Source organism: Allgaiera indica, assembly GCF_900106675.1.
In the GTDB taxonomy this organism is placed as follows: domain Bacteria; phylum Pseudomonadota; class Alphaproteobacteria; order Rhodobacterales; family Rhodobacteraceae; genus Acidimangrovimonas; species Acidimangrovimonas indica.
The window spans coordinates 59,858-85,831 of the sequence record NZ_FNOB01000012.1 but is presented as its reverse complement, the minus strand read 5'-3'; the positions used below and the strand labels follow the sequence as shown (position 1 = coordinate 85,831).

Here is a 25,974-nt window from a genome sequence, read left to right as displayed (position 1 = left end):
GCATCCCGGCAGCATTCCCGATCGAACGGCATATTGACGCAAGGGCAGGAAATCGCGCAGGGTCGAGCAGATGCGTGCGCCAGAATGACGCATCTTTCGAATCCCGGTCCGGCCGGAGAGGAGGCCGACGGACCAGCGGGAGGAGAGCACGCCCCGGATCATTCCGGGGCGTCGCTCGTTTACGGGCCGCGTTTCGGGGCTGGGTCCGGGGACCGGGACGCGGGCGTTGCAAATCACGCGCGCGGGCGCCATATAGCCCCCACTCGGATGGAGCCACGCATGAACTACCTCGAATTCGAAAAACCCCTGGCCGAAATCGAAGGCAAGGCCGAGGAGCTTCGGGCCATGGCCCGGACCAACGACGGGATGGATGTCGAGAAAGAAGCGGCCGCGCTGGACAAGAAGGCCGCGCAGATGCTGGGCGACATCTACAAGGCGCTGACGCCCTGGCAGAAATGTCAGGTGGCGCGGCATCCCGACCGACCCCATTGCAAGGATTACGTCGACGCGCTGTTCACGGAATTCACGCCGCTGGCGGGGGATCGCAACTTTGCCGACGACCTTGCGGTGATCGGTGGCCTGGCGCGATTCGACGATCAGCCGGTGGTGGTGATCGGCCATGAGAAGGGCAACGACACCAAGACCCGGATCGAGCGCAATTTCGGAATGGCGCGCCCCGAGGGCTATCGCAAGGCGATCCGCCTGATGGATCTGGCGCACCGCTTCGGGCTGCCGGTGGTGACGCTGGTGGACACGCCCGGCGCCTATCCCGGAAAGGGCGCCGAGGAGCGCGGCCAGTCCGAGGCGATCGCGCGTTCGACGGCGAAATGCCTGGAGATCGGCGTTCCACTGATTTCCGTGGTGATCGGCGAGGGCGGATCGGGCGGCGCGGTGGCCTTTGCCACGGCGAACCGCGTGGCCATGCTGGAACATTCGATCTATTCGGTGATCTCGCCCGAGGGCTGCGCCTCGATCCTGTGGAAGGACGCCGAGAAGATGCGCGAGGCCGCCGAGGCGCTGCGCTTGACCGCGCAGGATCTTCTGAAGCTGAGCGTGATCGACCAGATCATCCCCGAACCGAAGGGCGGCGCCCAGCGCGACCGCGCCGCGACGATCGAGGCCGTCGGCAAGGCGATCGGCGCGATGCTGAAGGACTTGAAGGGCAAGAAGCCGGAGAAGCTGGTCAAGGACCGGCGGCAGAAATTCCTGGACATGGGTTCCAAGGGCCTCGCGGCCTGAGCCGCTCGTTCGTGCCGGAAGCTCGAAGGCGGGGGCGGGCCGAACCGTCTGAAATGCAAAAGCCCCCGGAACCAGGTTCCGGGGGCCTTTTTCTTGTCGGCTGCGGGCCTTAGGCTGCGCGCAGGTCGGCCAGCAGCGCGGCGGGGTCCACCACCGGCAGGTTCAGCGCCCGGCCCACGGCCTCGTAGGTCAGCTTGCCCTCATGGACATTCAAACCCGCCATCAGATGCCGATCCTCGGCGCAGGCCTTGCGCCAGCCCTTGTTCGCCAGCGCCATCATGAAGGGCATCGTGGCGTTGCCCAGCGCGATGGTCGAGGTCCGCGCCACCGCGCCCGGCATGTTGGCCACGCAGTAATGCATGATCCCGTCGACCTCGTAGATCGGGTCCTGATGGGTGGTGGCGTGGCTGGTCTCGAAGCAACCGCCCTGGTCGATCGCCACGTCCACGATCGCCGCGCCCGGCTTCATCGTGCCCAGCATCGCGCGGGTCACCAGTTTCGGCGCCGCGGCGCCGGGGATCAGCACCGCCCCGATCACCAGATCCGATTCCGCCACCAGCTCGGCCACGTTTCCGGCGCTGGCGAAACGGTTGCGGAACTGGCCGCCGAAGACATCATCAAGATAGCGAAGCCGTGGCAGGGACCGGTCAAGCACCGTCACATCCGCGCCCATCCCCGCGGCGATCTTCGCCGCATGGGTGCCGACGACGCCGCCGCCGATGACCGCAACCTTGGCGGGGCCCACGCCGGGCACGCCGCCCAGCAGCACACCGCGCCCGCCATTGGCCTTCTGCAGCGTCCAGGCGCCGACCTGCGGCGCCAGACGGCCCGCGACCTCGGACATCGGCGCAAGCAACGGCAGACCGCCGCGATCGTCGGTGACCGTTTCATAGGCAATCGCGGTGACGCCGCTGTCCAGCAGGTCCTTCGTCTGCTCCGGATCCGGCGCCAGGTGCAGATAGGTGAACAGCAGCTGCCCGGCGCGCAGGCGCTTGCGCTCGATCGCCTGGGGCTCTTTCACCTTCACGATCATCTCGGCCGCGGCGAAGACCTCTTCGGCGGTGGGCACGATCTTGGCGCCGACGGCGATGTAATCGGCATCGGCAAACCCCGCGCCAACGCCGGCCTGGGTCTCGATCAGGACCTCGTGGCCCGCCGATACCGCCTCATGCGCGGCGTGGGGCGTCATGCCGACGCGGAATTCCTGTGGCTTGATCTCTTTCGGGCAACCGATTTTCATGGTGACCTCCCATTCATGTGTCTGTCTGACATCATGCGCTTCCGCGCGAACAATTGCTTTGAAAAGAACGGTGGCGAAAGCACAGGTTTCGCGTAGAATAAACTGCGATATGGCAGTTCCTTAGAAGAAACGTGCGCAATAATGGAAATCGACGCGACCGACCGGCGAATCTTAACCTCGCTCCAGAAGGACGGGCGGATGACCAATGCCGAGTTGAGCGAGCAGGTGAACCTATCGCCCTCGGCCTGTCACCGTCGGGTGCAGCGGTTGGAGGCGGCGGGAGTGATCCGCGGCTATGTCGCCCTTCTGGACGAGCGCAAGATGAGCCGCCCCACCACCGTCTTCGTCGAGATCACCCTGTCGGGCCAGGCAGACGAGGTGCTTGACGCCTTCGAGCGTCAGGTGGCGCGGATCCCCGATCTTCTGGAATGTCATCTGATGGCAGGAACGGCCGATTATCTGCTGAAGATCCTGGCCCGGGACACCGAGGATTTCGCCCGCATCCACCGCCAGTATCTGTCGCGATTGCCGGGGGTGGCGCAGATGCACACCTCGTTCGCGCTGCGCACCGTGTTCCGCACGACGGCGATCCCGGTCTGAGGGCTAAAGCAGCCCCCGCAACCCGCCGATCAGCGCCAGCGCGGCCATAGCCACCGACGTGACGACCGCGGCCCAGCGCCAGCCGCCCGCTTGCGGCGCGCGCCGCGCGACGATCAGGACCGACCGGCTGACCAACGCCCAGTAAAGCCCCAAGACCGCCGTGAGCCCCGAAAAGACGGGCATGGATGCCGCCGGGTCCGCCCCTTTCGACAACATCGCCAGCACCACCATCACCGGCACCGCCACCAGAAGCGGGCCCAATAGACCGAGCCAGAAGGTATCGGGCAGGTTCAGCCGTGCCGCAAACAGACGGGCGAACCAGCGTGGGGTGAAATACTGGGCCCGCTCCTTGCGCGTCCGCTCCAATATGCGCTGAAATTCGGGATCCATCTCTCAGGCTCCGGGGCCCGAGGTAGGCCGGGCCGGCTCGGCCTGGCTGGGGCCGGGCTGGCCCGAACCTCCCGGGGCAGAGGCGGCGTCCGCAGCGGGCGGGTCAGCCTGCTCCATCGCGCGGCGCTTGCGCAGCGCGTCCGCGATCCATAGCCGCGACAGCGCATGATAGAGCGGCTGCGGCAAGATCATCCGCGACACGCCATAGCCGATCATCGCCGCCGCCATTACCGGCACCACGTTGTCATGATTGCCGGTCATCTCGACGATGATGACGAAGGCGGTCATCGGCGCCTGCACCACGCCGGCGAAATAGCCTGCCATGCCCAGTACCGCCGCAAGGCTGGCGTTGGCCCCAAAGATCACCCCCAGGGTCGATCCGACCCCGGCGCCCACCGCAAGCGAGGGCGCGAAAAGCCCGCCGGGAATGCCCGACACCGTCGAGGCCACGGTGGCCACGAACTTGGCCAGGAAAAAGGTCGGATCCAGCGAATGCCCCTCGACCGCCATGCGCGCCTGGGCATAGCCGGTGCCGAAGGTCTCGCCGTGGTACATGACCCCGGTGATGGCCAAGGTCAGCCCGGCAAGAAAGGCCACGACGATCACCCGCCGGCCCTGGCCGATGCTGCGCCAGCGCCGGATGCGGTTGGTCAGCGACAGCACCGTCTTCGAGAAGGCGCCGCCCATGAGCCCACCGAACAGGCCGCAGGCGATCACCAGCGGCCAGTCGCCCGGAAAGCGCGCCACCGCGTCGGTGAAGCCGAAATAGGTATAGTTCCCCACGATCGCGAGCGAGGCGATACCGGCAAGGATCACCGTCGACAGCACCACGCCGTTGGTACGCGCCTGATACGAGCGGCTCATTTCCTCGATGGCGAAGACCACCCCGGCCAGCGGCGTGTTGAACGCCGCGGCGATCCCGGCGGCGGATCCGGCCAGGATCAGCCCCCGCGCCTTGGCCAACCCGCCGACCCGGCCCGCCATCAGCATCAGCGCGGCGCCAACCTGCACCGTCGGCCCCTCGCGCCCGATCGAGGCGCCAGAGGCCAGGCCGACCAGCGTCAGCCCCATCTTGCCCAGAACCGTGCGCATGGTCAGATAGCCGGAACTGTCGCGGTCGTCGCGCATGTGGCGGATGGCGATCGCCTGCGGAATGCCCGAACCTTGCGAACCGGGAAAGTAGCGGTCCGCCATCCAGGCGCAGAAGACAAAGCCCAGAGGCGTCAGCACCAGCGGCAACCAGGTCCAGCCCGCGCCGCCGGTCATGGCCAGGAAGACCTCTTGCGCCTGGTCGGAAAGCTTGGCGAAGATCGCGCTCATCGCGCCGATCGCCAGCGCACCGATCCAGAAGACCAGCCGCGATTTCCATTGCTTGCGCGAAGTCATCATCGCCCGGGATCTGCGTACCCACCCGATCCGCGAAGCCCTGCGCGCTTTCATTCCCTGACCCCTTGCCCTGATCTATTGCGGATGCCTCCTTTGACTGCTTCGCGCAAGCCCCGCTCACGCGCGGGTGATGGCAAGCGCTGCAGCGACGGGCCAGGAAGGCCAAACCGCGACATTCCGCCGCGCAAAACCGGTCGCAATTGCCGCGCGTTGAAATGAAAAAACCCCCGTGGCCAAGGCCTCGGGGGTCGAATTCGGACGGGTGGACCCGGCCGAATCGTCTAAGGCAACGGCCTCAGAGCATACCTTCACGCTGCGCCTTCTTGCGCGCGAGTTTACGCGCACGGCGGATCGCTTCGGCTTGCTCGCGGGCGCGCTTGACGGACGGCTTCTCGAAATGTTGCTTCAGCTTCATTTCACGGAAGACACCCTCGCGCTGGAGCTTCTTCTTCAGGGCCCGGAGGGCCTGATCGACGTTATTGTCGCGAACGCTCACCTGCATGTGGTTTTCACCACCTTTCTAAGTTTGAGTTGCATGGAAATATGCAGGAGGTGGCGCTATAGCAAAGCTGCCCTAGTTTGTCTACTCTCGCAGGGTGACGGAGGATGAGATGCAGGACAGCCAGACCACGAGCGCCGACCGGCAGCCCGAAATTGGCCCCCGGACTGGCGCCGGCCCCGAAGCCGAGGCGATCCTCGACGCGGCGCTGAACCACGTTCCGTTCGACGGCTGGTCCGAGGCAACCCTGCGCGCCGCCACGCGCGACGCGGGGGTCGATCTGGCGCTGGCACGGGCGCTATATCCGCGCGGCGGGGTCGATCTGGCGCTGGCCTTCCACCGGCGCGGCGATGCGCGGATGGTCGAACGGCTGGCCGCCACCGACCTGTCCACGATGCGCTTTCGCGACCGCATCGCCGCGGCGATGCGTTACCGATTGGAGGCGGTCGAGGACCGCGAACTGGTGCGCCGCGGCTCGGCGCTGTTCGCGCTGCCGCAACATGCCGCCGACGGCGCCCGCGCGATCTGGGGCACCGCCGATCTGATCTGGCGCAGCCTTGGCGACAGCTCCGACGATATCAACTGGTACACCAAACGCGCGACGCTGTCGGGCGTCTACGGCTCGGTCGTGCTGTATTGGCTGGGCGACACGTCCGAGGGGCAACAGGCCACCTGGGATTTCCTTGACCGCCGGATCGAGGACGTGATGCGCATCGAGAAGGTCAAGGCGCAGGTACGCGAGAACCCGGTGCTCAGCCGCGTTCTGGCCGGGCCGATGCGCCTGCTTGGCCATATTCATGCCCCCAAGGGCACCCCGGCGGATCTGCCGGGCCAATTCACCCACGGAAAATAGGTTCCCCATGACCCTGCCCCAGACCATGCGCGCGGTGGAAATCGCGCGCCCCGGCGGCCCCGAAGTGCTAACGCCTTGCGAAAAACCCGTACCGCAGCCGGGCCCGGGCCAGATCCTGATCGCGCTGGACTATGCCGGGGTGAACCGGCCCGACGCGCTGCAACGCGCGGGCAATTACGCGCCCCCGCCCTCGGCCTCTCCGTTGCCGGGGCTGGAGGGCGCGGGCCGTGTGGCCGCCGTGGGCGAAGGCGTCAGCCGCTGGGCGGTGGGCGATGAGGTCTGCGCGCTGCTGCCCGGTGGCGGCTACGCCGAATACGCGGTCACCAATGCCGCCCATGCCCTGCCGGTGCCCACCGGCATGGTCCTGCGCGAGGCCGCCTGCCTGCCCGAGACCTTCTTTACCGTGTTCTCGAACGTCTTCCAGCGCGGCGGCCTGCTGGCGGGAGAGCGTTTCCTGGTGCATGGCGGCAGCTCGGGCATCGGCACCACGGCGATCCAGCTGGCGCGGGCCTTCGGCGCGCGGGTCTTCGCCACCGCCGGCTCGGCCGAGAAATGCGCCGCCTGCACCCGGCTGGGGGCCGAGCGCGCGATCAACTACCGCGAAGAGGATTTCGTCGAGGTGATGCGCGCCGAGGGCGGCGCCGACCTGATCCTTGATATGGTCGGCGGCGACTATATCCCGCGCAATGTGAAGGCGCTGGCAGATGACGGGCGGCTGGTGCAGATCGCGTTCCTGGCCGGTCCGCAGGCCGAATTGAACTTTGCCCAGGTGATGGTCCGCCGGCTGACGATCACCGGCTCGACCCTGCGGCCGCAATCGGATCTTGCGAAGGCCCGCATCGCCGAGGCGCTGGAGGCCCAGGTATGGCCGCTTCTGTCCTCGGGCGCGGTGGCGCCGGTGATGGATTCAGAATTTCCATTGGACCAGGCGTCGAAAGCCCATACGCGGATGGAAGGCTCTGGCCATGTCGGCAAGATCGTCCTGAAGGTGCGCTAGGGGCTGCATCGGGCGCCTTGGGGCCCCATATCTATGGGAGACGCGCGGTGACCAAGGAGCGAACGAATGACCAAGGTTGGCAATTTCGAGGTTCTCGGGGGGATGCCCGAGGACGTTCTGGCGATCGAGGCCAAGGGCAAGATCACGCGCGCCGATTACGAGGATTTCCTGATCCCCGAAGTGAGCCGCCGGATCGCCAAGCAGGGCAAGGTGAAGCTGCTTTACGTCCTGGGCGACGACTTCGCGGGCTATACCGCGGGCGCGGCCTGGGATGACGCCAAGCTGGGCCTGCTGCACCTAGGCGATTTCGCCCGCGTCGCCCTGGTGACCGATATCGAATGGATCCGGATGGGGGTGAAGATGTTCGCGCCGATGCTGCGCGCGCCGGTGCATCTTTACCACCTCGGCGCGCTGGACGAGGCCAGGGCCTGGATCACCTCGGACAATGACGACCCGCCGCATGAGCCCCAGGTGGCGGCGGACCACAAGCTGCCCACGCTGGAAGACAAGATGTAGAAGTGCGCGGCGGGCTGCCGGCGCCGCTCGCGTATTTCGGGAACGATGAGATTCCGGGCCTCAGCCGCTTGGCGCCGGCCGCGGCGGTCAGCCGAAGCGGAAGTTGCTGGCGGTGATGGTGCCCATCATCGTGGTCTCGTGATAGGTGCGCGTGGCGGGGTCTTCCTCGGCGGCACCCAGCGCCACGAAAAGCGGCACCAGGTGGTCTTCTTGCGGGTGGCAGATGCGCGCGGCGGGGGCGGTTTCCCAATCCAGCATCGCCTGCACCCGCTCGGCGGGCGGCAGTTGCAGCGCCGCATTCAGCCAGGCATCGAACGCGGCCGAGGGTTCGCGCGCCTCGGGCCCCATCAGGCGCAGGTTGTGATAGCTAAGCCCCGACCCCACGATCAGCACCCCCTCGTCGCGCAAGGGCGCCAGCGCCCGGCCCAGATCGACATGTCTGCGCGGGTCGTAATCCGTGCCGATCGACAGTTGATAAAGCGGCATGTCGGGCTGCGGGTACATCACCTGCATCGGCGCGAAGGTACCGTGATCGTAGCCCCTTGTGTCGTCCAGCGTCACCTCGATCCCCGCCGCGGCGATCAGCTGCGCGGTGCGTTCGGCCAATGCCGGCGCGCCAGGGGCCTGGTACCGGATCTCGTAGGTATGGGCCGGAAAACCGTGGTAGTCATAGATCATCGGAGGCCGCGCAGCATGCATCACGCGCGGCGTTTGCGTTTCCCAATGCCCCGAGACCATCAGCACCGCCTTGGGCGGCTCGGGCAGCGCGCCGGGCATCGCCGCCAGGGCGGTCTCTAGGGTCTGCATGCGCGCGCGCATCTGCGGCACCCAGGGCCAGGGCCCACCGCCATGCGAGATGAAATAGCTGGGCATACGGGTCAATTCCTGGCTCCTTCCCACCGGATCCGCGGCACGCCGGGGCGTAGTTGCCGCGGCCCTGTCTATGCCGGTCCGGCCAAGATAGATCCCCGCGAGAACGCTTGAAAGACGGATCGGCAAACAGCATCGGTTCGCCGGCGCACATCCAGTCGGGTCAGGCGGTGACCTGGACGACCAGGGTCGTCACCGCGGCGTAGAAGACCGCCGTCGCCGCCAACACGAAGACATGCCAGAGCGTATAGTGGAAGGGTATCCGGTCCATCAGGTAGAAGACCACGCCGCCGGTGTAGATCAGCCCGCCGATCACGATCAGCGCGATTACCGCGGGCGAAAGCGCGACCAGCAATCCGCCGCCCGCGACGATCCCCGCCCAGCCCATGCCAAGATAGAGCATCAGCGCCAGTCCCCGCAGCCGCGCGGGAGAGATCATCTTCAGCCCCACCCCGGCAAGCGCCGCGGTCCAAAGCCCGGTCAGCAGCCAGCCGCTTTGGCTGCCCGCGACCAGAGCGAAAGGCGTATAGGTGCCGGCGATCTTGGCATAGATGGCGGAATGGTCGAGCCGGCGCAGCAGCCCCCGCCAGCGGTGTCGGCCCAGGGTGTTGTACAGCGCCGAGAAGCCCAGCATGGCGATCAGCGTGGCGCCGTAGACCGCCACCCCCGCCACCAATGCCTCGCCCGCCCCGCGCGCCACCGTCAGCGCGATCAGCACCGGTACCGCGACCAGCATCAGCCCGACGCCCGAAAGGTGGACAATAAGGTCGCTGACCTCTTCGGCACGGGAATAGCGGATGCGCGGGGCGCGGGCCATGGCGGTCGTCCTAGCGAAGCTTGGCCCTAACATAGCGCATCGCGCTTGGCCGTCGCGCCCCGACCCCTGCGCGATGATGCCGCAGCGGGCCGCGTGGTCAGTCCTTGTCGGGCTTGCCTTCGACGTTCCGGGCGAAGGCGCGGGTGAATTCATGCTGCTTCTCGGCCGAGGCCGGCGCCTGATGGTCGGCCTTCCAGGCCTCGTAGGACATCCCGTAAAAGGCGGTGCGGGCCGCTTCCTTCGACATCTCGATGCCACGCTCCTGCGCGGCCTCCTGGTACCAGCGGCTCAGGCAGTTGCGGCAGAAACCGGCCAGGTTCATCAGGTCGATGTTCTGCACATCCGGGCGGGCCTCCATCAGGTGGTGGCGCAGGGCGCGGAAGGCGGCGGCTTCCAATTCGGTCCGGGTCCGGGGGTCGATCTTGTCCATGGCGGGATCCTCTTGCACGGGGCTGCCCATCAGAACTGGCCCTGGCTGCGCACCTCGTCAAGCAGGCGGGCCAGGCGCCGACCCCAGGCGCGCTGCTCGGCTTCGGTTCCGATCAGGTCGTTGCGCAGTTCGATCAGGGTGTTGTGACGGCCCGGCCGCAGCGCGTGGCGGTCGATGGAATCGCCCGGAAGGTGGCCCAGATAAGGCTGGTTCTCGCCCACGCACAGATCGGGTTCCGCACGCAGCCGGGCGATCAGCGGGGCCGAGAAGCGGGCGTCCTGCGGCGCGTATAGTACGCCCACGTGCCAGGGCCGCGGCGCGCGGCCGCGCAGTTGCGGGGTGAAGCTGTGGATCGCCACGATCAGCGTGCCGGGGCGCCCGGCGAGGCGCTCGTAGGCCTGGTGATAGGGGCGATACAGGCGGTCGAGCCGCTCGGCCACCTGCGCGTCGGTGACGCCGCGGTTGGCCGGGATGATGGTGCCGTCGTAAAGCTGCATCACCAGGGTCGGGTCGTCCTCGCCCCGGTTCGGGTCGATCACCAGGCGCGAGAAGTCCGAAAGGATAGCGGGCGCATCCAGTGCCTTCGCGATCGCCCGCGTCACCCCAGCAGCGCCGACATCATAGGCGATGTGGCGCCCCATGTCCTCGTCCGCGATCCCAAGGCCGCCGCCGCCGACAAAACCGGGCACATGATTGGTGGCGTGATCGCAAGTGATCAGCCAGCGGCCGGGGCGGTCCTCGCCCTCGATCTGGAAGGGGGTGTGCTCCATGTCGGTTCCGATATTGTTGCGCGGCCCCCTTTACGGAATGCGCGCGGCAGAGACCAGAGCGACCGCGTTGTTCCGGGCCTGCGGGCCGCGCGGGCCGGGCGCGCGGCCCCCCTGTTCCCGACGTTGCGGCCGAGACATGACTTGATTTTATGGTAGCGGTAACATACGCGGTATCCGGGGCCGGTGCCACGGCGGTCTTGGTTGCCGCGATGCGGCGCTTGCGCCATACAGGACCCGCCGACGAGCAGACACGGACAGCAGGGAAGAACCAGCATGAGACGCCTCCGCAACGTGAAGATCGTGGCCACGCTCGGCCCCGCCTCCGACGATTACGACACGATCCGTGCCCTGTTCGAGGCCGGCGCCGACGTATTCCGCCTGAACATGAGCCACGGTACCCAGGACGACATCGCCGCGCGCCACCGCATCATCCGCCAGATCGAGGCCGATCTGGAGCGCCCGATCGCGATTCTGGCCGATCTGCAGGGGCCGAAGCTGCGCGTCGGCACCTTCACGGAAGGCACGGTCGAATTGCACGAAGGGCAGTCCTTCCGCCTTGATCTGGACGAGACGCCCGGAGACGCGACCCGGGTGCAGCTGCCGCACGTAGAGATCTTCGCGGCGCTGGAGCCGGGCGCGACGCTGCTGGTCAACGACGGCAAGATCCGCCTGAAGGTCGAGGCCTGCGGACCCGATTTCGCCGATTGCCTGGTGACGGTGGGCGGCACGATCTCGAACCGCAAGGGTGTGAACGTGCCCGACGTGGTGCTGCCGCTGGCGGCGCTGTCGGAAAAGGACCGGGCCGATCTGGAATTCGCCTGCGAGCTGGGCGTCGACTGGCTGGCGCTCAGCTTCGTGCAGCGCGCCGAGGACGTGGAAGAGGCGCGCGTGCTGACCAAGGGCCGCGCCGCGCTGATGTCGAAGATCGAGAAGCCCGCCGCGGTGCGCAGCTTCAAGGAGATCCTCGATGCCTCGGACGGGATCATGGTGGCGCGGGGCGATCTGGGGGTGGAACTGCCGGTGCAGAACGTGCCCCCGATCCAGAAGCGGCTGGTGCGGCAGGCGCGCGCCGATGCCAAGCCGGTGATCGTGGCCACCCAGATGCTGGAAAGCATGATCGAATCGCCAATGCCGACGCGGGCCGAGGTATCGGACGTCGCGACCGCGATCTACGAGGGCGCCGATGCGGTGATGCTGTCGGCCGAATCCGCCGCCGGCGCCTACCCGGTCGAGGCGGTGCGGACCATGAACGCCGTCGCGATGGAGGTGGAAAGCGACCCCACCTATCGCGAGATCCTGGAAAGCTCGCGCAAGGTGAAACGTACCAGCATCGCCGATGGCATCGTCTCGGCCGCGCGCGACATCGCCGAAACCACCGACATCCGCGCGATCTGCTGCTTCACCCAGTCGGGCACCACCGCGCAGATCACCGCCCGCGAACGCCCGCCGGTGCCGATCATCGCGCTGACGCCCCTGATCACCACCGCCCGGCGGCTGTGCCTGAGCTGGGGCACGCATTGCGTGCTGACCGATGAGCAGGAGCGCTTCAAGGGCGCGGTCATCTCGGCGGTGCGGGCGGCGCTGAAATACAACTTCGCCACCTCGAAGGATCAGGTTCTCGTGGTCGCGGGCGTGCCGTTCAATGTGCCGGGCACCACCAACATCCTGCGCGTCGCGCCCTGCGAGGAACGCTTGATTTATCGGTCGGAACCGGAATAATTGGCGCCTTCGCATTTCGCGAGGGGGCCGCATGAATACCGACCTGATCTTTGTCGCGGGCCTGACGGTCGGCGCCCTTGCGATCCTGTCGTTCCTCTCCGCGCTGACCGACGGCAGACGGCCCTATGTGGCCGTCCTGGCGTTGCTGATCGGGGCCGGCATGGTGGCACTGGCCGCGCTGAAAAGCCCCGGGGTCTACAGCGTCGCCACCACCCCCGACGCCGTTTACCGCGTGATCGCCGCGGCGGCCGACATCGGCAGCTAGGCGCAGCGAACCAGACGGGCCACGCTCCGCGCAGCCAAGCCCCCCCACCCCGGGCCGTCGCGCGGATTTTTCGCTTGCCATGCAGGCCCGCGCCGCCTATACGGCGCGCTCCAACCGCACGGCCGGCCAACGGCATGCCGAGTCGTGCGTTCATCGCCTATCACTTAGGAGACCGAAATGCCCAAGATGAAGACCAAAGCCAGCGCCAAGAAGCGCTTCTCGACGACGGCGACGGGCAAGATCAAGTCGGCCGCGGCCGGCAAACGCCACGGGATGATCAAACGCACCCCGAAATTCATTCGCGACGCGCGCGGTACCATGGTCCTTTCGGACGCGGATACCAAGATCGTCAAGAAATACATGCCCTACGCACGCTGATCAGGAGGCTGGACAATGGCTCGCGTCAAATCCGGGAAAGTCACCCACGCCGCCCACCGCAAGGTGATCAAGAAGGCGAAAGGCTACTACGCTGCCCGCAGCACGAACTTCCGCACCGCCACCCAGGCCGTGGACAAGGCGAACCAATACGCCACCCGCGACCGCAAGGCCCGCAAGCGCAACTTCCGCGCCCTGTGGATCCAGCGCATCAACGCCGCCGTGCGCGCCGCCGATGCCGAGATGACCTATTCGCGCTTCGTCAACGGCCTGGCCAAGGCCGGGATCGAGGTCGACCGCAAGGTTCTTGCCGATCTGGCCGTGCATGAGCCCGAGGCCTTCGGCGCCATCGTCGAGCAGGCCAAATCGGCCGCCGCCGCGTAAATCCGATTTCAGGGACAGTGAGATCGGCCCCGCGTGCCTTCCGGCGCGCGGGGTTTTTCATGGCATCCGCCCCGCGCGTCAGATCGGCGTAACCCCCAGCGTCATCCCGCCACGGGGCCATAGCGTCACCCGCGCCAGCGGTTCGGGCGGCAGCCCGCCGGGCCAGTCGAACCGGGCGCCGCGCAAGAGCGTCGCCAGCATCGCCACCCCCTCGACCCGGCTGAAGGTGGCGCCGATGCAGATGCGCGGGCCAAAGCCGAAGGGCATGAACTGGGTCCGCCGGATCGTCTTGCGCGCCGCCGGCGCGAAGCGTTCGGGGCGGAATTGCTCGGGCTCGGGCCACAGCGCGCGGTGCCGGTGCACCGCCCAGATCGGGATGAAGATCACCGACCCCGCCGCCAGCCGCACGCCGCCAAGATCGCAATCCTCGGTCGCCAAGCGGGTCAGCACCGGCGCCGGCGCGTAAAGCCGCATCGCCTCTTCGAAGACCTGCCGGGTCAGCACCAGATCCTCGATATGGCGCCCCTCGACCGGGCCGTCGCCGACGACACTGCACGCCTCGTCGCGCAGCCGTTGCTGCCATTCGGGTTCCTTGGCCAGGACGTAAAGCGTCCAGATCAGCGCCTTGGCCGTGGTCTCGTGCCCGGCATTGAGGAAGGTCAGCAGGTTGTTCAGCACACGCTCGCGCGAAATCCCGCCCCCCTCGCGGCCCGGTTCCTCGGCCGCCAGGAGCCGGGCGAAGAGGTGGTCGCCCCCAGTCGCGCGCCCCGTCGCGCCCTGCGCCTGCCAGCGGTCCAGCATCCGGGTGATTGCCGCCCGCATCGCGCGGCTCGACCGTTTCATCGGCCCGCGGCCCGGGTGCCAGCCCCAGGCGGGCATCCCCGCCAGCGCCGCCGCGATCTCCCAGCTGGTGGCATTCAGATAGCCATCTACGGCAGCCTGGATCGCCTCGGCTTCTGGCATCGCAGCACCGCCGAACAGCGTGCGCGAGATCGCCGCATAGGTGGCCTGAGTGATATCGCGGTGGATCGGCCGTGGCGTCCGGCCGCCCCCGTTGCGCCAGCCGTCCAGCAGCGCCGCGGCCGCCTGTGCCATGTCGGGCACATAGGACAGGATATCGTCGTGCCGGAACAGCCCCGCGACCGCGCCGCGCTGCCAGCGCCAATCCTCGCCCTGCGAGGTCAGGATGCTCTGCCCCAGCGGGTCCGAGAAGACGCGCTGTTCCAGGGGCGGCTTGGGAAACTGCGCGTGCCGGCCCAGAAAGACGGTCTCGGTCAATTCCGGGTCGGTCACCCAGGCGGTACGGAAGCGGCCGATCCTGTGGGGCACGATCGGCTCTTCATAGACGGCGCGGGGCAGGCAGCGTAGCGGATTGCGCACGAAGTGATACAGGAACAGCGGGGCCGGATAGGGCGTGTCACGCGGCTTGATCGCCGTCCAGTCCCGCGGCGCGGCGATCGGCGTTTGATCCAACATATGCGGCCATTCCCCCCAGCATCGCCCGCCCCATCCCCCGGGCGGGTGTAGAGCGGAATTCATGCACAGATACGCATGTGTTTCAATCCCCACCCCGGGACGCGCGACCGTCGGCGCCCGCTTGCATTCGCGCGGCCCGGCGGATAGCAAGCCCTCGGACTTTGCCGGAGGCTCGTGATGGACGGACTCGACACCCTCAAGGCGGGCTATCTGTCCCGCATCGCCGCCGCCTCGGACGAGGCGGCGCTGGAGGAGTTGCGCCTTGCCGCGCTGGGCAAGAAGGGCGAGATCAGCCTGAAGATGCGCGAACTGGGCAAGATGAGCCCCGAAGAGCGCAAGTCCGCGGGCCCCGCCCTGAACGCGCTGAAGGACGAGATCGACGCCGCGCTGCGCGCCAAGAAGGCCGCACTTGCCGATGCCGCGCTGGATGAGCGCCTGAAGGCCGAATGGCTGGATGTCACCCTGCCGGGGCGCCCCCGCCCCGCTGGCACGATCCATCCCGTCAGCCAGGTCACGGCCGAGCTGACCGCGATCTTCGCCGACATGGGCTTTCAGGTCGCGGAAGGGCCGCAGATCGAAACCGACTGGTACAATTTCGATGCGCTCAACATCCCGCCCGAGCACCCCGCCCGGCAGGAACACGACACCTTCTTCATGGCCCGCGCCGAGGGCGACAACCGCCCGCCGCATGTGTTGCGCACCCATACCTCGCCGGTGCAGATCCGGGCGATGGCCCAGCAGGGCGCGCCGATCCGCGTGATCGCCCCGGGCCGCGTCTACCGGATGGACATGGACCAGACCCATGCACCGATGTTCCATCAGGTCGAGGGCCTGGCGATCGACCGCAACTTGTCGATGGCAAACCTGAAATGGGTGCTCGAGGAATTCTTCTCGGCCTTCTTCGGGGTCAAGGTGGCCACGCGCTTCCGCGCCTCGCATTTCCCGTTCACCGAACCCTCGGCCGAGGTCGATATCCAGTGTTCCTGGATCGACGGCCAGCTGCGCATCGGCGAGGGCGACGGCTGGATGGAGGTACTGGGTTCGGGCATGGTGCACCCCAAGGTGCTGACCGCCGCGGGCGTCGATCCAGACGAATGGCAGGGCTTCGCCTTCGGCATGGGGATCGACCGGATCGCGATGCTGAAATACGGCATCCCCGACCTGCGCGCCTTCTTCGACAGCGACCTGCGCTGGCTGCGCCACTACGGCTTCTCGGCGCTCGACGTGCCCACCCTGCACGGCGGGCTGAATAGGTGAATCGGGATGATGAATTCCTAAGAAGCCTTCTGATGGAGTTTGAGGCTGCTGAAGATTGGCTAATTGTTCAATCTTGGGGTCTCGAGGCGGACGTAGAGCAACGCAAACGTCAGTACCATATTCTCCTGCTCTGCGACGCGGGTCTAATGACCCAAGTAGCGAAAAGCGCTTTCCGTCTGACAAGCTCTGGTCACGATTATCTTCAAGCGATCCGCAACGAAGGCGTGTGGGCTGAAACTAAGAAGATTGTCGCTGACACCGGCGGCAACGCGACGCTGGAAATCCTGAAAGCGCTGGCGATTGGTTTCTTGAAGAAGCAAATTTCTGACCGCACCGGATTCGACATCTAGGCGCCGCTACTTCCGGCCCGGCCCGAAGACCGCCAGATCGACGGGCCGGCCGGTTCCCAGATCCAGCCCGGTCACCGTACCCAGGCGCTTTGCCCCCAGCATGGCCGTCGCTTTCGCATCCGGCACCACGGCGGCGGAACAGCGGTCCTTCGCCAGCTTCGCCGCCGCTTGCGCCGGCGCAAGGCTGACCACCGGGCCGGGCGCGAGGAACACCAGCGAAGGCTCTCCATAGCCGCTCTCGTAAAGGGTGATCCGCCTGCAGGATGGCTCGACAGGCAGAAGCGCCACGATCGCTTTCGCGGGCCACAGCGCGGGGGTGGCGGCGACGCTTGAAAGAATTCCGCCGGTCACGCCCGCGCCCGTCAGCCACAGCCCGACCAGCGCCGCCAGCGGCAGCCCGGCGCGCAGCGCGGCATGGGCAAGCCCCAGTCCGGCCGCGACCGCGGCCAGGCCCAGGACCAGCGGCAGCACCGGTCGGCCGCCCATCGAGATCACATATCCCCCCGCCACCGCCAGCATCAGCACGGGCAATACCGCAAGCACATAGAACCAGACCCGGCGCGCGCCTGCCAGCGGCCGCGCCGCGCTTTCGGCCCAAACCAGCGCCATAGCCAACGCCAGGGCCGGATAGAAGGGCAGCACATAATGCACCAGCTTGGTCGAGGCCGCCTCGAAGATCAGCCAGCCCGGGATGGCCCAGGCCATCGCGAAGGTCACACCGGGACGGCGCCGCGCCGCCCAGATCGCCGGCAGCGTCAGCCCCAGCGCGATCGCCGCAGGCTGGAAGGTCAACCACAGCGCGGCCAGGTAGGATCCGGGCGGCGCGCCATGGCTTTCCTGCGCCTCGGCGACCTTGCCCAGAAGATCATGGCCCACCGCCGCCTGCCAGAACCCAAGCCCGGATCGCCAGGTGATCGCAAGAAACCAGGGCAGCACCAGCGCCGCGAAAAGCACCAGCCCCGCCTTCGGCCGCAACGCGCCCAGCCAGCGCCATCGGCGGTGACCCAGCGCCAGGGCCAGCACCGTCAGCGCCACCACGCCGGGCCCGATCGGCCCCTTGACCAGCGTCCCGAACGCAACCGCGCCCCAAAACAGCGCCACCCGTCCCCAACCCAGGGGCGGCGGCGGCGCAAACCCCTGTTCTCGGGCCACGCGGTATAGCGGCGCCAACACCCATTGCGCGGCCAGCACCGTCAGCAGCAGCACCGCGTCGGTGGTCGCCAGATGCGCCTCGACCCCCAGCAGGAACATCCCGGCCATCGGTATCCCCGCGGCCAGCCCAGCGGTCGCGCCGCCGAATCCCGCCGCGATCGACGCCGTCAGCACCGCCGCGAGCACCGCCGCCAGCAACGAGGGCAGCCGGTAGTGCCAGATCTGGAGCGTCTGCAGCCCGCCAGAGGCCTCGACGGCAGCGCTTTGCAGCCAGTAGATGCCGACCGGCTTCTTGTAGCGCGGGCGATCCTGAAAGCGGATATCGACCAGGTCGCCGGTCTCGGCCATCTGCTTCGAGGCCTGGGCAAAACGCGCCTCGTCGCGGTCGACCGGGGGCAGCGAGGTGAAGGCCGGCAGGAAGGCCGCCAGCGCCAGAAGTGCCACCAGCAACCCCACCCCCAACCCGGCCGAGCGCGGCCGCGACGCGGCCAGGCGCGCAAGGGCCAGGTTCAACCGGCGGGCAAACGAGGTCATGCGGTCCCTCCGGACGTGACGATTGCTGCGATGGTTACATCCAGCCGCGTGCAGAGAAAAGACCCCCGCCCGGTCACCGATCCATCACTGCCCCATCACTGCCCGCGGATCATCGCCACGGGCGCGCGCCGAACCCGTCGCCGGCAGCGCCTCAGGCCGGTCGGCCGGCGGGATCACTTGATGGCAATCAGGATGGTGGTGGCGGGAACAAAGGCCGTCGGCTGCATTTCCTGCCGCGGGGTCCGCGGCGGCGTGCCGAAGGCATTCAGCACGATCAGCGCCGTCACCGCCATCAGCGCACACAGCAGCGTCTGCTTTTGCGGCTTACGGCCCCGGGGGATGATCAGAAGTTGGTCCATAATGTGTCTTATACATGAAGAAAAGCCGCTAAATAAGGCAAAAACAGGGCAATTGTGACAACTAAGTGTTTCCGGAAAAGAAATCCAAAAGCGGTTCCATACAGGGGCCACATTCATGCCCGACAAGAAGAAAGGCGCGCTCGTAGCCCTCTGGCGGTTGGTGGAACCCGGTCCCCGATCACCACCCTTTCCGTCCTGGGACCCGCCCGGACGGCAATTGACGCGGCACCCACTTTCGGGCAAGCCCCGACCATGCTTACGATTTCGGACATCACCTATTCCGTCGAAGGCCGCCCCCTGTTCGAGGGCGCCTCGGCGCGTATCCCCGCCGGCCACAAGGTCGGCCTCGTCGGCCGCAACGGCGCGGGCAAGACCACGCTGTTTCGCCTGATCCGCGGGGAACTCGCCCTTGAAGGCGGCGCGATCAGCCTGCCGTCGCGCGCCCGCATCGGCGGCGTCGCGCAAGAGGTACCCTCTTCCGCCACCTCTCTGATCGACACGGTGCTCGCCGCCGACGCCGAACGCGCCGCCTTGATGGCCGAATCCGAAACCGCGGCCGATGCCCATCGCATCGCCGAGATCCAGGCCCGCCTGGCCGACATCGACGCCTGGTCCGCCGAGGGCCGGGCCTCGGCGATCCTGCGCGGCCTGGGCTTCACGGCCGAGGAACAGCTGCGCCCCTGTTCGGATTTCTCCGGCGGCTGGCGGATGCGGGTGGCGCTGGCGGGCGTGCTGTTTTCGCAGCCCGACCTGTTGCTGTTGGACGAACCCACCAACTACCTCGACCTCGAGGGCGCGCTGTGGCTGGAGAACTACCTTCAGAAATACCCCCACACCGTGATCATCATCAGCCACGACCGCGAATTGCTGAACCGCTCGGTCGGGGCGATCCTGCATCTCGAGGACCGCAAGCTGACGCTTTGGCAGGGGCCCTACGACACCTTCGCCAAAAGCCGCGCCGAACAGCGCATGGTGCAGGCCGCCGAGGCCAAGAAGCAGGACGCGCGGCGCGCCCATCTGCAAAGCTTCGTCGACCGCTTCAAGGCCAAGGCATCAAAAGCGCGGCAGGCGCAGTCGCGCGTGAAGATGCTGGAGAAGATGACCCCGATCACCGCGCCCCAAGACGCGGCAAAACATGTCTTCACCTTCCCCACGCCCGAGGAACTGTCGCCGCCGATCATCAACCTCGAAGGCGCGGCGGTGGGCTACGGGGGCCCGCCGGTGCTGCGCCGGCTGAGCCTGCGCATCGACCAGGACGATCGCATCGCCCTGCTGGGCCGCAACGGCGAGGGCAAGTCCACGCTGTCGAAGCTGCTGGCCGGCAAGCTGGAGACCTGCGAGGGCCGGATCACGCGCTCGTCGAAGCTGCGGATCGGCTATTTCGCCCAGCATCAGGTGGACGAACTGCATATCGACGAGACGCCCCTGCAGCATGTCATGCGGCTGCGCCCGAACGAGGGCCAGCCACGCCTGCGCGCCCGGCTGGCCAGCTTCGGCCTGGGCGCAGACCAGGCGGAAACCGAGGTCGGGCGCCTTTCGGGCGGGCAGAAGGCGCGGCTTTCGCTGCTGCTGGCCACGATCGACGCGCCGCATCTGCTGATCCTGGACGAGCCGACCAACCACCTTGACATCGAAAGCCGCGAGGCCCTGGTCGAGGCACTGACGGGCTATGCGGGCGCGGTGGTGCTGGTCAGCCACGACATGCATCTTCTCAGCCTGGTGGCCGACCGGCTTTGGCTGGTGTCCAAGGGCACCGTCACGCCCTATGAGGAAGATCTGCAGGCCTATCGCCGCTTCCTTCTGCAAGGCGACGAAGGGGCGAAGGCCGACAAGCCCAAGCCCGAGAAGAAGCGCGCCAGCCGCGACGAGATCCAGTCCCTGCGCGGCGAGGTACGCAAATGCGAGGAACGCGTCGCCAAGATCGAGGAGATGCGCACCCGGCTGGCCAAGAAGCTGGCAGACCCCGAGCTGTATGAGCCCGGCAAGGCCGGCGAGATCGAGGTCTGGCAGAAGAAATACGCCGAGGTGATGGACGGCCTCGACCGGGCCGAGGCGCTATGGCTGAAGGCGCAGGAAAAGCTGGAGGCGGCCGAAACGTGACATGAGCCAGGCCGACATCATCACAGCCTTCGTGACGCTGTTCGTGATCATCGACCCGATCGGGCTTGCGCCGCTGTTCGTCGCGCTGACCCAGGGCATGAGCGCGGCACAGCGGCGCGCGGTGGGCCTGCGGGCCTCGGTGGTGGCGCTGGTATTGCTGACGCTGTTCGGGCTGGCCGGGCAGAAGCTGCTGGATTTCATCGGCATCTCTATGCCCGCCTTCCGCATCGCGGGCGGGCTTTTGCTGTTCGTCACCGCCTTCGACATGCTGTTCGAGCGCCGGACCGAACGGCGCGAGAACAAGGTCAGCGACGAAGAGGCCCTGCCCGATCACGATCCATCGGTGTTTCCGCTTGCCACGCCGCTGATCGCGGGTCCCGGCGCGCTGGCGACGATGGTGCTTCTGGTCGGACGCGCGGGGCCGGGCTGGCAGGGCGTGCTGACCGTGCATCTGGTGATGGCCGCGGTGGTGGCCTGCGCTTATGGCATGTTCCTGATCTCGGGTCCGATCGGACGGGCGCTGGGACGCACGGGCACCAATGTGGTGACCCGGCTTCTGGGGATGCTGCTGGCGGCGCTGTCGGTGCAATTCGTGATCGACGGCATCCAGGGCGTGCTGCATGGCGCGGGGCTTGTGGCGCCTGCGTGATCACGCCTGTCTCGGCAGATCCGCGTCGGGGGGTGACAAGCGCCTCTGGCCTGCCCAAATAGGGGCAAAGGAGATCCGAATGGACGGCGACACCCTTGCCCGCGTGACCTATCTGGTACTGATCGCCGTGGCCGTCGGTGGCGCCCTGATCGCCCAGGGGCGCGGAAACTGGAGCAAACTTTCCCAGCAAGCCGCGATCTGGGGGTTGATCTTCGTGGGCGTGATCGCGGGCTATGGGCTGTGGTCTGACATCGGGCCGCAACTGCTGCCCCGGCAAGAGGTGGTATCGGACACCGGCCAGATCGTGTTGCCACGTGGGCCGAACGGGCATTTCTACGCGACCGTCAAGATCGACGGCACCCCGGTGCAATTCGTCGTCGATACCGGCGCCACCTCGATCGTGCTGACCAAGGCCGATGCCCGCCGGCTGGGGCTGCATCCCGAATCCTTGCAATATATCGGCGTGGCCGACACCGCGAACGGCTTGGTGCGCACCGCCCAGGTCACCTTGCGCGATGTGCAGTTGGGCGGGCTGACCGTGCCCTCGATGCGGGCCTCGGTCAACGACGGCCGCATGGAGATGTCGCTTTTGGGCATGACCTTCCTCAAACGGTTCTCGAAGCTCGAGATCGCCGGAAACAAGATGATCCTGACGCCCTGACCGGCAGGCCGCCACCATATTGCCTGGGGCGGCCCGCCCCGGCGGACCGGCAAGGCGTGGCTGTGCGGCCGCTGAAACCGATCATCCCACCCCCACACGGAACGAAGAAGCGCCGTCGCGGCAACCTTGTTCGCCCTGCCTGGCCCGAAGGCACAGCCCTCACCGGTGGCGATTGACAATTCCCCGGCACCCCGAAATTCTGCCCCGGACGGGCGGGATGCCCCGGCCCTTTCCAGCCGCATGCCCCCAAAGACGCCACCGCAAGCAGGAACCCCGATGAAGATCGACGGCAAACCCTACCGTTCCATCTGGCGCGCACCATCGGGCGAGGTACGCATCATCGATCAGCGCTGGCTGCCGCATGAGTTGCGGATCGCGACCCTGGCGACGCGCGAGGATTTCGCCGCCGCGATACAGGAGATGTGGGTGCGCGGCGCGCCGCTGATCGGGGCGACCGCGGCCTATGGCGTTGCCGTGCAGATGGCCCACGATCCGTCGGACGCGGCGCTGCGCGAAACCTGGCATATCCTGCACGCGACCCGCCCCACCGCGATCAACCTGAAATGGGCGCTCGATGATATGGCGCGGGTTCTGGCCCCGCTTGCGCCGGCGGAACGCGCCGACGCGGCCTTCGCCCGCGCCGCCGAGATCTGCGACCAGGATGTCGAGATCAACCGCCGGATCGGCCTGCACGGGCTGAAGATCATCCGCGAGATCGCGCGGCGCAAGGCTGGCCGCCGGGTCAATGTGCTGACTCATTGCAACGCCGGCTGGCCCGCGACGGTGGATTGGGGCACCGCGACCGCGCCGATCTATCACGCGGTGGAAGCGGGGATCAACGTGCATGTCTTCGTCGACGAGACCCGCCCCCGCAACCAAGGCGCGCATCTCACCAGTTGGGAGCTCAACAGCCATGGCGTCAGCCACGAGTTGATCGTCGACAACGCCGGCGGCCATCTGATGCAGCATGGCGAGGTGGATCTGGTCATCGTCGGCACCGACCGCACCACCGCCCGGGGCGACGTCTGCAACAAGATCGGCACCTATCTCAAGGCATTGGCGGCACGGGCGAACGGGATCCCCTTCTATGTCGCCCTGCCCTCCCCGACGATCGACTGGACGGTTTCCGACGGCCTGCGCGACATCCCGATCGAGGAACGCGGTGGCGCCGAGGTGACCCATGTCCAGGGCCGCGACGCCGAGGGCCGGATCGTCTCGGTCCAGATTTCCCCCGACGGCACGCCGGCGCGGAACCCGGCCTTCGACGTGACCCCGGCAGAACTGGTGACCGCGCTGATCACCGAACGCGGGGTTTGCGCCGCCGACGAAACCGCGATGGCGGCGATGTTTCCCGATCTGGCCACGCCGCGCGCCTCTTCCCGCCCGTGACCGGGCAAAGCCGGTTTCCATGCCGGCGGCGCCTTCGGGGAAGGCCCCGCGGCCGCAGGATGCGCCCGGACCGGCAGGGGCCGCAAGACCATCGCGCCCCCTGGGATGTGCGGCCTCCAACCCGCGCGCGGCCGGGCCGGGACGCGCGCCTCGGCCGGCAAAGCTGACGCGGGAAGCGGACGCGGGTTGAGCGAAGCATCCGGGTGCTGAACCGCACGTCTCTGCCCCTCGGCCCCCTGGGGGTGGCGGGTCCGGCGCGGGCCCTGCCGCGGCAGAACCTCGCCAAGTCAACGCCTCGCCACGGCAGAGCCTTGAATTGTTGTGCGCAACCCGATATCTGCCGCGCCTCAGGCTCCGGGTTTCCGATGCTGCCCGTGTGGCGGGAAGGGGAAAGGGTGGGCTGTCATCCGGGGCCACGAAGCCCCGCCTCTTTGAAAGACCGACATGACCTCTTTGACCGGCATCGCGCCGCCGCTTGCCGCCGCGCTTGCGGATCGCGGATATGAAACCCTTACCTCCGTGCAGCTGGCCGTCCTGGAGGACGGCGTCGCCGGGCGTGATCTGCTGGTCTCGGCCCAGACCGGATCGGGCAAGACAGTGGCCTTCGGCATCGCCATGGCGCCCGATCTGCTGGCCGGCGCCGAGCGGCTGGGACCGGCCGAGGCGCCGATGGCTCTGGTCGTCGCGCCGACGCGCGAATTGGCACTGCAAGTCCGGCACGAATTCGAATGGCTCTATGCCGGCACCGATGCGCGCATCGCCTCCTGCGTCGGCGGCATGGATTACCGCACCGAACGGCGGGCGCTTGCCCAGGGGGCGCATATCGTCGTCGGCACCCCCGGCCGCCTGCGTGACCATATCGAACGCGGCGGGCTGGACCTGTCGGCGCTGCGGGTGGCGGTGCTGGACGAGGCCGACGAGATGCTTGATCTGGGCTTCAGCGAGGATCTGGAATTCATTCTTGGCGCGGCCCCGTCAGAGCGCAGGGTATTGATGTTCTCGGCCACCGTGCCGCCGGCGATCGAGTCGCTGGCCGCCACCTTCCAGCGCGACGCGCTGCGCCTGCGCACCGCGGGCGAATCGCGCCAGCACACCGATATCGACTATCAATGCCTCAACGTGGCGCAGGGTGACCGCGAACATGCGATCATCAACCTCCTGCGCTTTCATGAGGCCGAGCGGGCGATCGTCTTCTGCAAGACCCGCGCCGAGGTCTCGCACCTGCTGGGCCGGTTCCACAACCGAGGCTTCCAGGCGGTGGCGTTGTCAGGCGAGCTGTCGCAGACCGAGCGCACCCATGCGCTGCAGGCGGTGCGCGACGGCCGCGCGCGGGTCTGCGTCGCGACCGACGTGGCCGCGCGCGGGATCGACCTGCCGGGGCTGGAACTGGTGATCCATGCCGACCTGCCGCAAAACCCCGAGGCGCTACTGCACCGTTCGGGCCGCACCGGGCGGGCCGGGCGCCGGGGGATCTCGGCGCTGATCGTCACGCCGCGCGATTACAAGAAGGCGCAGCGGTTGCTGCAGGCCGCCAAGCTGCAGGCCAGCTGGGGCCCCGCGCCCTCGGCCGAGGCGGTGCTGGAACGCGACGAGGCCCGGCTTCTGGCGGCACCACAGCTGTCCCAGCCGGTGGCCGACGACGAGGCCGGAGCGGTCGCGGCGCTGACCGGACAGTTCGGCCCCGAGGCCCTGGCCGCTGCGGTGCTGCGGCTGTGGCGCGCGGGGCGGTCCGCGCCTGAAGAGATCGCGGCGCCGAATGCACCCGGTGCCGCCGCCCCTGCCGCCAAGCGCGATCTGCAGGCCTTTGGCGCCTCGGTCTGGTATGCGCTGTCGGTGGGGCACGAGGGCCGTGCCGAGGCCCGTTGGATCCTGCCCAAGTTGTGCAACACCGGCCGCATCACCCGCGCCGAGATCGGCGCGATCCGGGTCGGGCGGACCGAGACCTTCGTGCAGATCGCCGCCGCCGCCGCGCCGGGCTTCGAGGCCGCGCTTGGCGCCGGCCTGCAGATCGAGCCGGGGCTGACGCTGACCCGGCAGCCTGGCGCGCCGGACCTGGGCCGGCCCGAGCCTTCGGCGCGCCCGCCGCGCCCGCCCCGCCCCGACCGGCCGGCGAAGACCCAGCGTCCGGGGCCTGTCGCCGAGGCAAAGCGCCCCGCCGCTCAGCAGCCGCCCCCTGCCGAGCCCTCGGTTGCACGTGACGCGGAACCGGTCGAGCCCCCCGCGAAATCGCCGGCGCCGAAGAAGCCCCGCTGGAGCCCCGAAAAGAAGGCTGCGCGCGACCCCTCGGTCTCGCTTCACCGCAAGCGGCCGGCAACGGCCGGGAGTGTCACCACGACGGAGACCAAGGAAAGCCGCGGGCCCCGGGATGGAACCGCCCCCGGCAAGAGGGGCGGCACGGCGCCGTTCGGCAGAAGCCCGGCGGGAAAAGGTGCGCCGGGCAAGGGCGCTGCTGGCAAGGGGCCGAAACCGAAAGGCAAGCCCCCCCAAGGCCGCGGCGCGGGCCCTGCCCGGCAGGGCAAGCCGGGAGACGAGCGCCCGACCCGTCGCTTCGTCCAAGGCAGGCCCTCGAAGGCGGGATCCGGCCCCCGGCGCGGCTAGGCTTCGGCGCGGGGGCCCCGTGGCTCCGACGACAGCGGCGCCTTCGCGGATCATGGGCTTGCCGGGACATCAATGATCGCGGTGCCTGGTCGGCACGGC

27 protein-coding genes are annotated in these 25,974 nt (G+C 67.9%); 16 read left to right on the top strand and 11 right to left on the bottom strand.

All coding sequences use genetic code 11. From position 1 onward, the window contains the following. Positions 1–279: 279 nt before the first annotated feature. Positions 280–1,239: an acetyl-CoA carboxylase carboxyltransferase subunit alpha gene (locus BLV97_RS12330; protein WP_035846401.1), complete on the top strand. Its 960-nt coding sequence runs from the start codon at positions 280–282 to the stop codon at positions 1,237–1,239. A gap of 109 nt (positions 1,240–1,348) precedes the next feature. On the opposite strand, the gene ald is transcribed toward BLV97_RS12330, so the two are convergent. Next, positions 1,349–2,479 (bottom strand): alanine dehydrogenase, encoded by a 1,131-nt coding sequence (gene ald / locus BLV97_RS12325; protein WP_035846393.1) that lies wholly within the window; start codon positions 2,477–2,479, stop codon positions 1,349–1,351. Between the two features lie 141 nt (positions 2,480–2,620). On the opposite strand from ald, the gene BLV97_RS12320 reads away from it, so the two are divergent. Beyond that, positions 2,621–3,079, top strand: a complete 459-nt coding sequence (locus tag BLV97_RS12320; RefSeq protein ID WP_035846391.1) for an Lrp/AsnC family transcriptional regulator — start codon at positions 2,621–2,623, stop codon at positions 3,077–3,079. 3 nt (positions 3,080–3,082) lie between these two features. On the opposite strand, the gene BLV97_RS12315 is transcribed toward BLV97_RS12320, so the two are convergent. The 3 genes from BLV97_RS12315 to rpsU form a co-directional block, all read right to left on the bottom strand. Beyond that, the gene (locus tag BLV97_RS12315) at positions 3,083–3,469 is read right to left on the bottom strand and encodes a hypothetical protein (protein WP_035846388.1); all 387 of its coding nucleotides are present in this window, start codon (positions 3,467–3,469) and stop codon (positions 3,083–3,085) included. Positions 3,470–3,472: 3 nt separating this feature from the next. After that, positions 3,473–4,858 carry a chloride channel protein gene (locus tag BLV97_RS12310; RefSeq protein WP_244521018.1) on the bottom strand — a complete coding sequence of 462 codons (1,386 nt, stop codon included), beginning with the start codon at positions 4,856–4,858 and terminating at the stop codon, positions 3,473–3,475. Positions 4,859–5,150: 292 nt separating this feature from the next. After that, a complete protein-coding gene (gene rpsU, locus BLV97_RS12305) occupies positions 5,151–5,357 on the bottom strand; it encodes a 30S ribosomal protein S21 (protein ID WP_081825198.1) in 207 nt (68 codons plus the stop codon). Between the two features lie 151 nt (positions 5,358–5,508). On the opposite strand from rpsU, the gene BLV97_RS12300 reads away from it, so the two are divergent. The 3 genes from BLV97_RS12300 to BLV97_RS12290 all read left to right on the top strand — a co-directional run bounded on the left by BLV97_RS12300 (position 5,509) and on the right by BLV97_RS12290 (position 7,720). Then, positions 5,509–6,207, top strand: coding sequence for a COQ9 family protein (locus BLV97_RS12300; protein WP_035846440.1), 699 nt, complete (start codon positions 5,509–5,511; stop codon positions 6,205–6,207). A gap of 7 nt (positions 6,208–6,214) precedes the next feature. After that, entirely contained in the window at positions 6,215–7,204 is a 990-nt protein-coding gene (locus BLV97_RS12295) for an NAD(P)H-quinone oxidoreductase (protein WP_092164082.1), read from the top strand. A 66-nt stretch (positions 7,205–7,270) separates the two neighbouring features. Further along, the gene (locus tag BLV97_RS12290) at positions 7,271–7,720 is read left to right on the top strand and encodes a SpoIIAA family protein (protein ID WP_051646307.1); all 450 of its coding nucleotides are present in this window, start codon (positions 7,271–7,273) and stop codon (positions 7,718–7,720) included. Positions 7,721–7,807: 87 nt separating this feature from the next. Here the strand turns inward: BLV97_RS12290 and BLV97_RS12285 are convergent, their stop codons facing one another. The 4 genes from BLV97_RS12285 to BLV97_RS12270 form a co-directional block, all read right to left on the bottom strand. Continuing rightward, complete coding sequence (locus BLV97_RS12285) at positions 7,808–8,593, bottom strand: DODA-type extradiol aromatic ring-opening family dioxygenase (RefSeq protein ID WP_176992652.1); 786 nt, start codon at positions 8,591–8,593, stop codon at positions 7,808–7,810. 160 nt (positions 8,594–8,753) lie between these two features. Then, positions 8,754–9,407, bottom strand: a complete 654-nt coding sequence (gene trhA / locus BLV97_RS12280; RefSeq protein ID WP_035846382.1) for a PAQR family membrane homeostasis protein TrhA — start codon at positions 9,405–9,407, stop codon at positions 8,754–8,756. A gap of 97 nt (positions 9,408–9,504) precedes the next feature. Further along, positions 9,505–9,837 (bottom strand): DUF1244 domain-containing protein, encoded by a 333-nt coding sequence (locus BLV97_RS12275; RefSeq protein ID WP_373296460.1) that lies wholly within the window; start codon positions 9,835–9,837, stop codon positions 9,505–9,507. A gap of 29 nt (positions 9,838–9,866) precedes the next feature. Then, positions 9,867–10,607 carry an N-formylglutamate amidohydrolase gene (locus tag BLV97_RS12270; protein ID WP_035846381.1) on the bottom strand — a complete coding sequence of 247 codons (741 nt, stop codon included), beginning with the start codon at positions 10,605–10,607 and terminating at the stop codon, positions 9,867–9,869. A gap of 273 nt (positions 10,608–10,880) precedes the next feature. On the opposite strand from BLV97_RS12270, the gene pyk reads away from it, so the two are divergent. The 4 genes from pyk (at position 10,881) to rplT (ending at position 13,350) form a co-directional block, all read left to right on the top strand. Further along, positions 10,881–12,326 (top strand): pyruvate kinase, encoded by a 1,446-nt coding sequence (gene pyk / locus BLV97_RS12265; protein WP_035846380.1) that lies wholly within the window; start codon positions 10,881–10,883, stop codon positions 12,324–12,326. Between the two features lie 31 nt (positions 12,327–12,357). Then, a complete protein-coding gene (locus BLV97_RS12260) occupies positions 12,358–12,591 on the top strand; it encodes a hypothetical protein (RefSeq protein WP_035846379.1) in 234 nt (77 codons plus the stop codon). Positions 12,592–12,768: 177 nt separating this feature from the next. After that, the gene (gene rpmI / locus BLV97_RS12255) at positions 12,769–12,969 is read left to right on the top strand and encodes a 50S ribosomal protein L35 (protein ID WP_035846378.1); all 201 of its coding nucleotides are present in this window, start codon (positions 12,769–12,771) and stop codon (positions 12,967–12,969) included. Positions 12,970–12,984: 15 nt separating this feature from the next. Further along, complete coding sequence (gene rplT, locus BLV97_RS12250) at positions 12,985–13,350, top strand: 50S ribosomal protein L20 (RefSeq protein ID WP_035846376.1); 366 nt, start codon at positions 12,985–12,987, stop codon at positions 13,348–13,350. 78 nt (positions 13,351–13,428) lie between these two features. Here the strand turns inward: rplT and BLV97_RS12245 are convergent, their stop codons facing one another. Beyond that, positions 13,429–14,826, bottom strand: coding sequence for a cytochrome P450 (locus tag BLV97_RS12245; protein WP_176992650.1), 1,398 nt, complete (start codon positions 14,824–14,826; stop codon positions 13,429–13,431). A gap of 177 nt (positions 14,827–15,003) precedes the next feature. Here BLV97_RS12245 and pheS point away from each other — a divergent pair, with 177 nt between their 5' ends. Continuing rightward, positions 15,004–16,083: a phenylalanine--tRNA ligase subunit alpha gene (pheS, locus tag BLV97_RS12240; RefSeq protein ID WP_035846361.1), complete on the top strand. Its 1,080-nt coding sequence runs from the start codon at positions 15,004–15,006 to the stop codon at positions 16,081–16,083. Further along, positions 16,080–16,433, top strand: a complete 354-nt coding sequence (locus tag BLV97_RS12235; RefSeq protein ID WP_035846358.1) for a DUF2513 domain-containing protein — start codon at positions 16,080–16,082, stop codon at positions 16,431–16,433. Before pheS ends, BLV97_RS12235 begins: the two co-directional genes overlap by 4 nt. Positions 16,434–16,439: 6 nt before the next feature. Here BLV97_RS12235 and BLV97_RS12230 read toward each other — a convergent pair whose 3' ends face one another. After that, positions 16,440–18,119 carry a glycosyltransferase family 39 protein gene (locus BLV97_RS12230; protein ID WP_051646304.1) on the bottom strand — a complete coding sequence of 560 codons (1,680 nt, stop codon included), beginning with the start codon at positions 18,117–18,119 and terminating at the stop codon, positions 16,440–16,442. A gap of 173 nt (positions 18,120–18,292) precedes the next feature. After that, positions 18,293–18,478 carry a hypothetical protein gene (locus tag BLV97_RS12225; protein ID WP_035846356.1) on the bottom strand — a complete coding sequence of 62 codons (186 nt, stop codon included), beginning with the start codon at positions 18,476–18,478 and terminating at the stop codon, positions 18,293–18,295. Positions 18,479–18,730: 252 nt separating this feature from the next. Here BLV97_RS12225 and BLV97_RS12220 point away from each other — a divergent pair, with 252 nt between their 5' ends. From BLV97_RS12220 to BLV97_RS12200, 5 genes are all read left to right on the top strand, one after another. Next, a complete protein-coding gene (locus tag BLV97_RS12220; RefSeq protein ID WP_035846354.1) occupies positions 18,731–20,578 on the top strand; it encodes an ABC-F family ATP-binding cassette domain-containing protein in 1,848 nt (615 codons plus the stop codon). Between the two features lies 1 nt (position 20,579). Next, a complete protein-coding gene (locus tag BLV97_RS12215) occupies positions 20,580–21,227 on the top strand; it encodes a MarC family protein (RefSeq protein WP_035846351.1) in 648 nt (215 codons plus the stop codon). 79 nt (positions 21,228–21,306) lie between these two features. Beyond that, positions 21,307–21,888, top strand: coding sequence for a retropepsin-like aspartic protease family protein (locus tag BLV97_RS12210; protein ID WP_035846349.1), 582 nt, complete (start codon positions 21,307–21,309; stop codon positions 21,886–21,888). Between the two features lie 276 nt (positions 21,889–22,164). Further along, positions 22,165–23,277, top strand: a complete 1,113-nt coding sequence (gene mtnA, locus BLV97_RS12205) for an S-methyl-5-thioribose-1-phosphate isomerase (RefSeq protein WP_035846348.1) — start codon at positions 22,165–22,167, stop codon at positions 23,275–23,277. Positions 23,278–23,721: 444 nt separating this feature from the next. Next, positions 23,722–25,875: a DEAD/DEAH box helicase gene (locus tag BLV97_RS12200; protein ID WP_051646303.1), complete on the top strand. Its 2,154-nt coding sequence runs from the start codon at positions 23,722–23,724 to the stop codon at positions 25,873–25,875. The last annotated feature ends 99 nt before the right edge of the window (positions 25,876–25,974 follow it).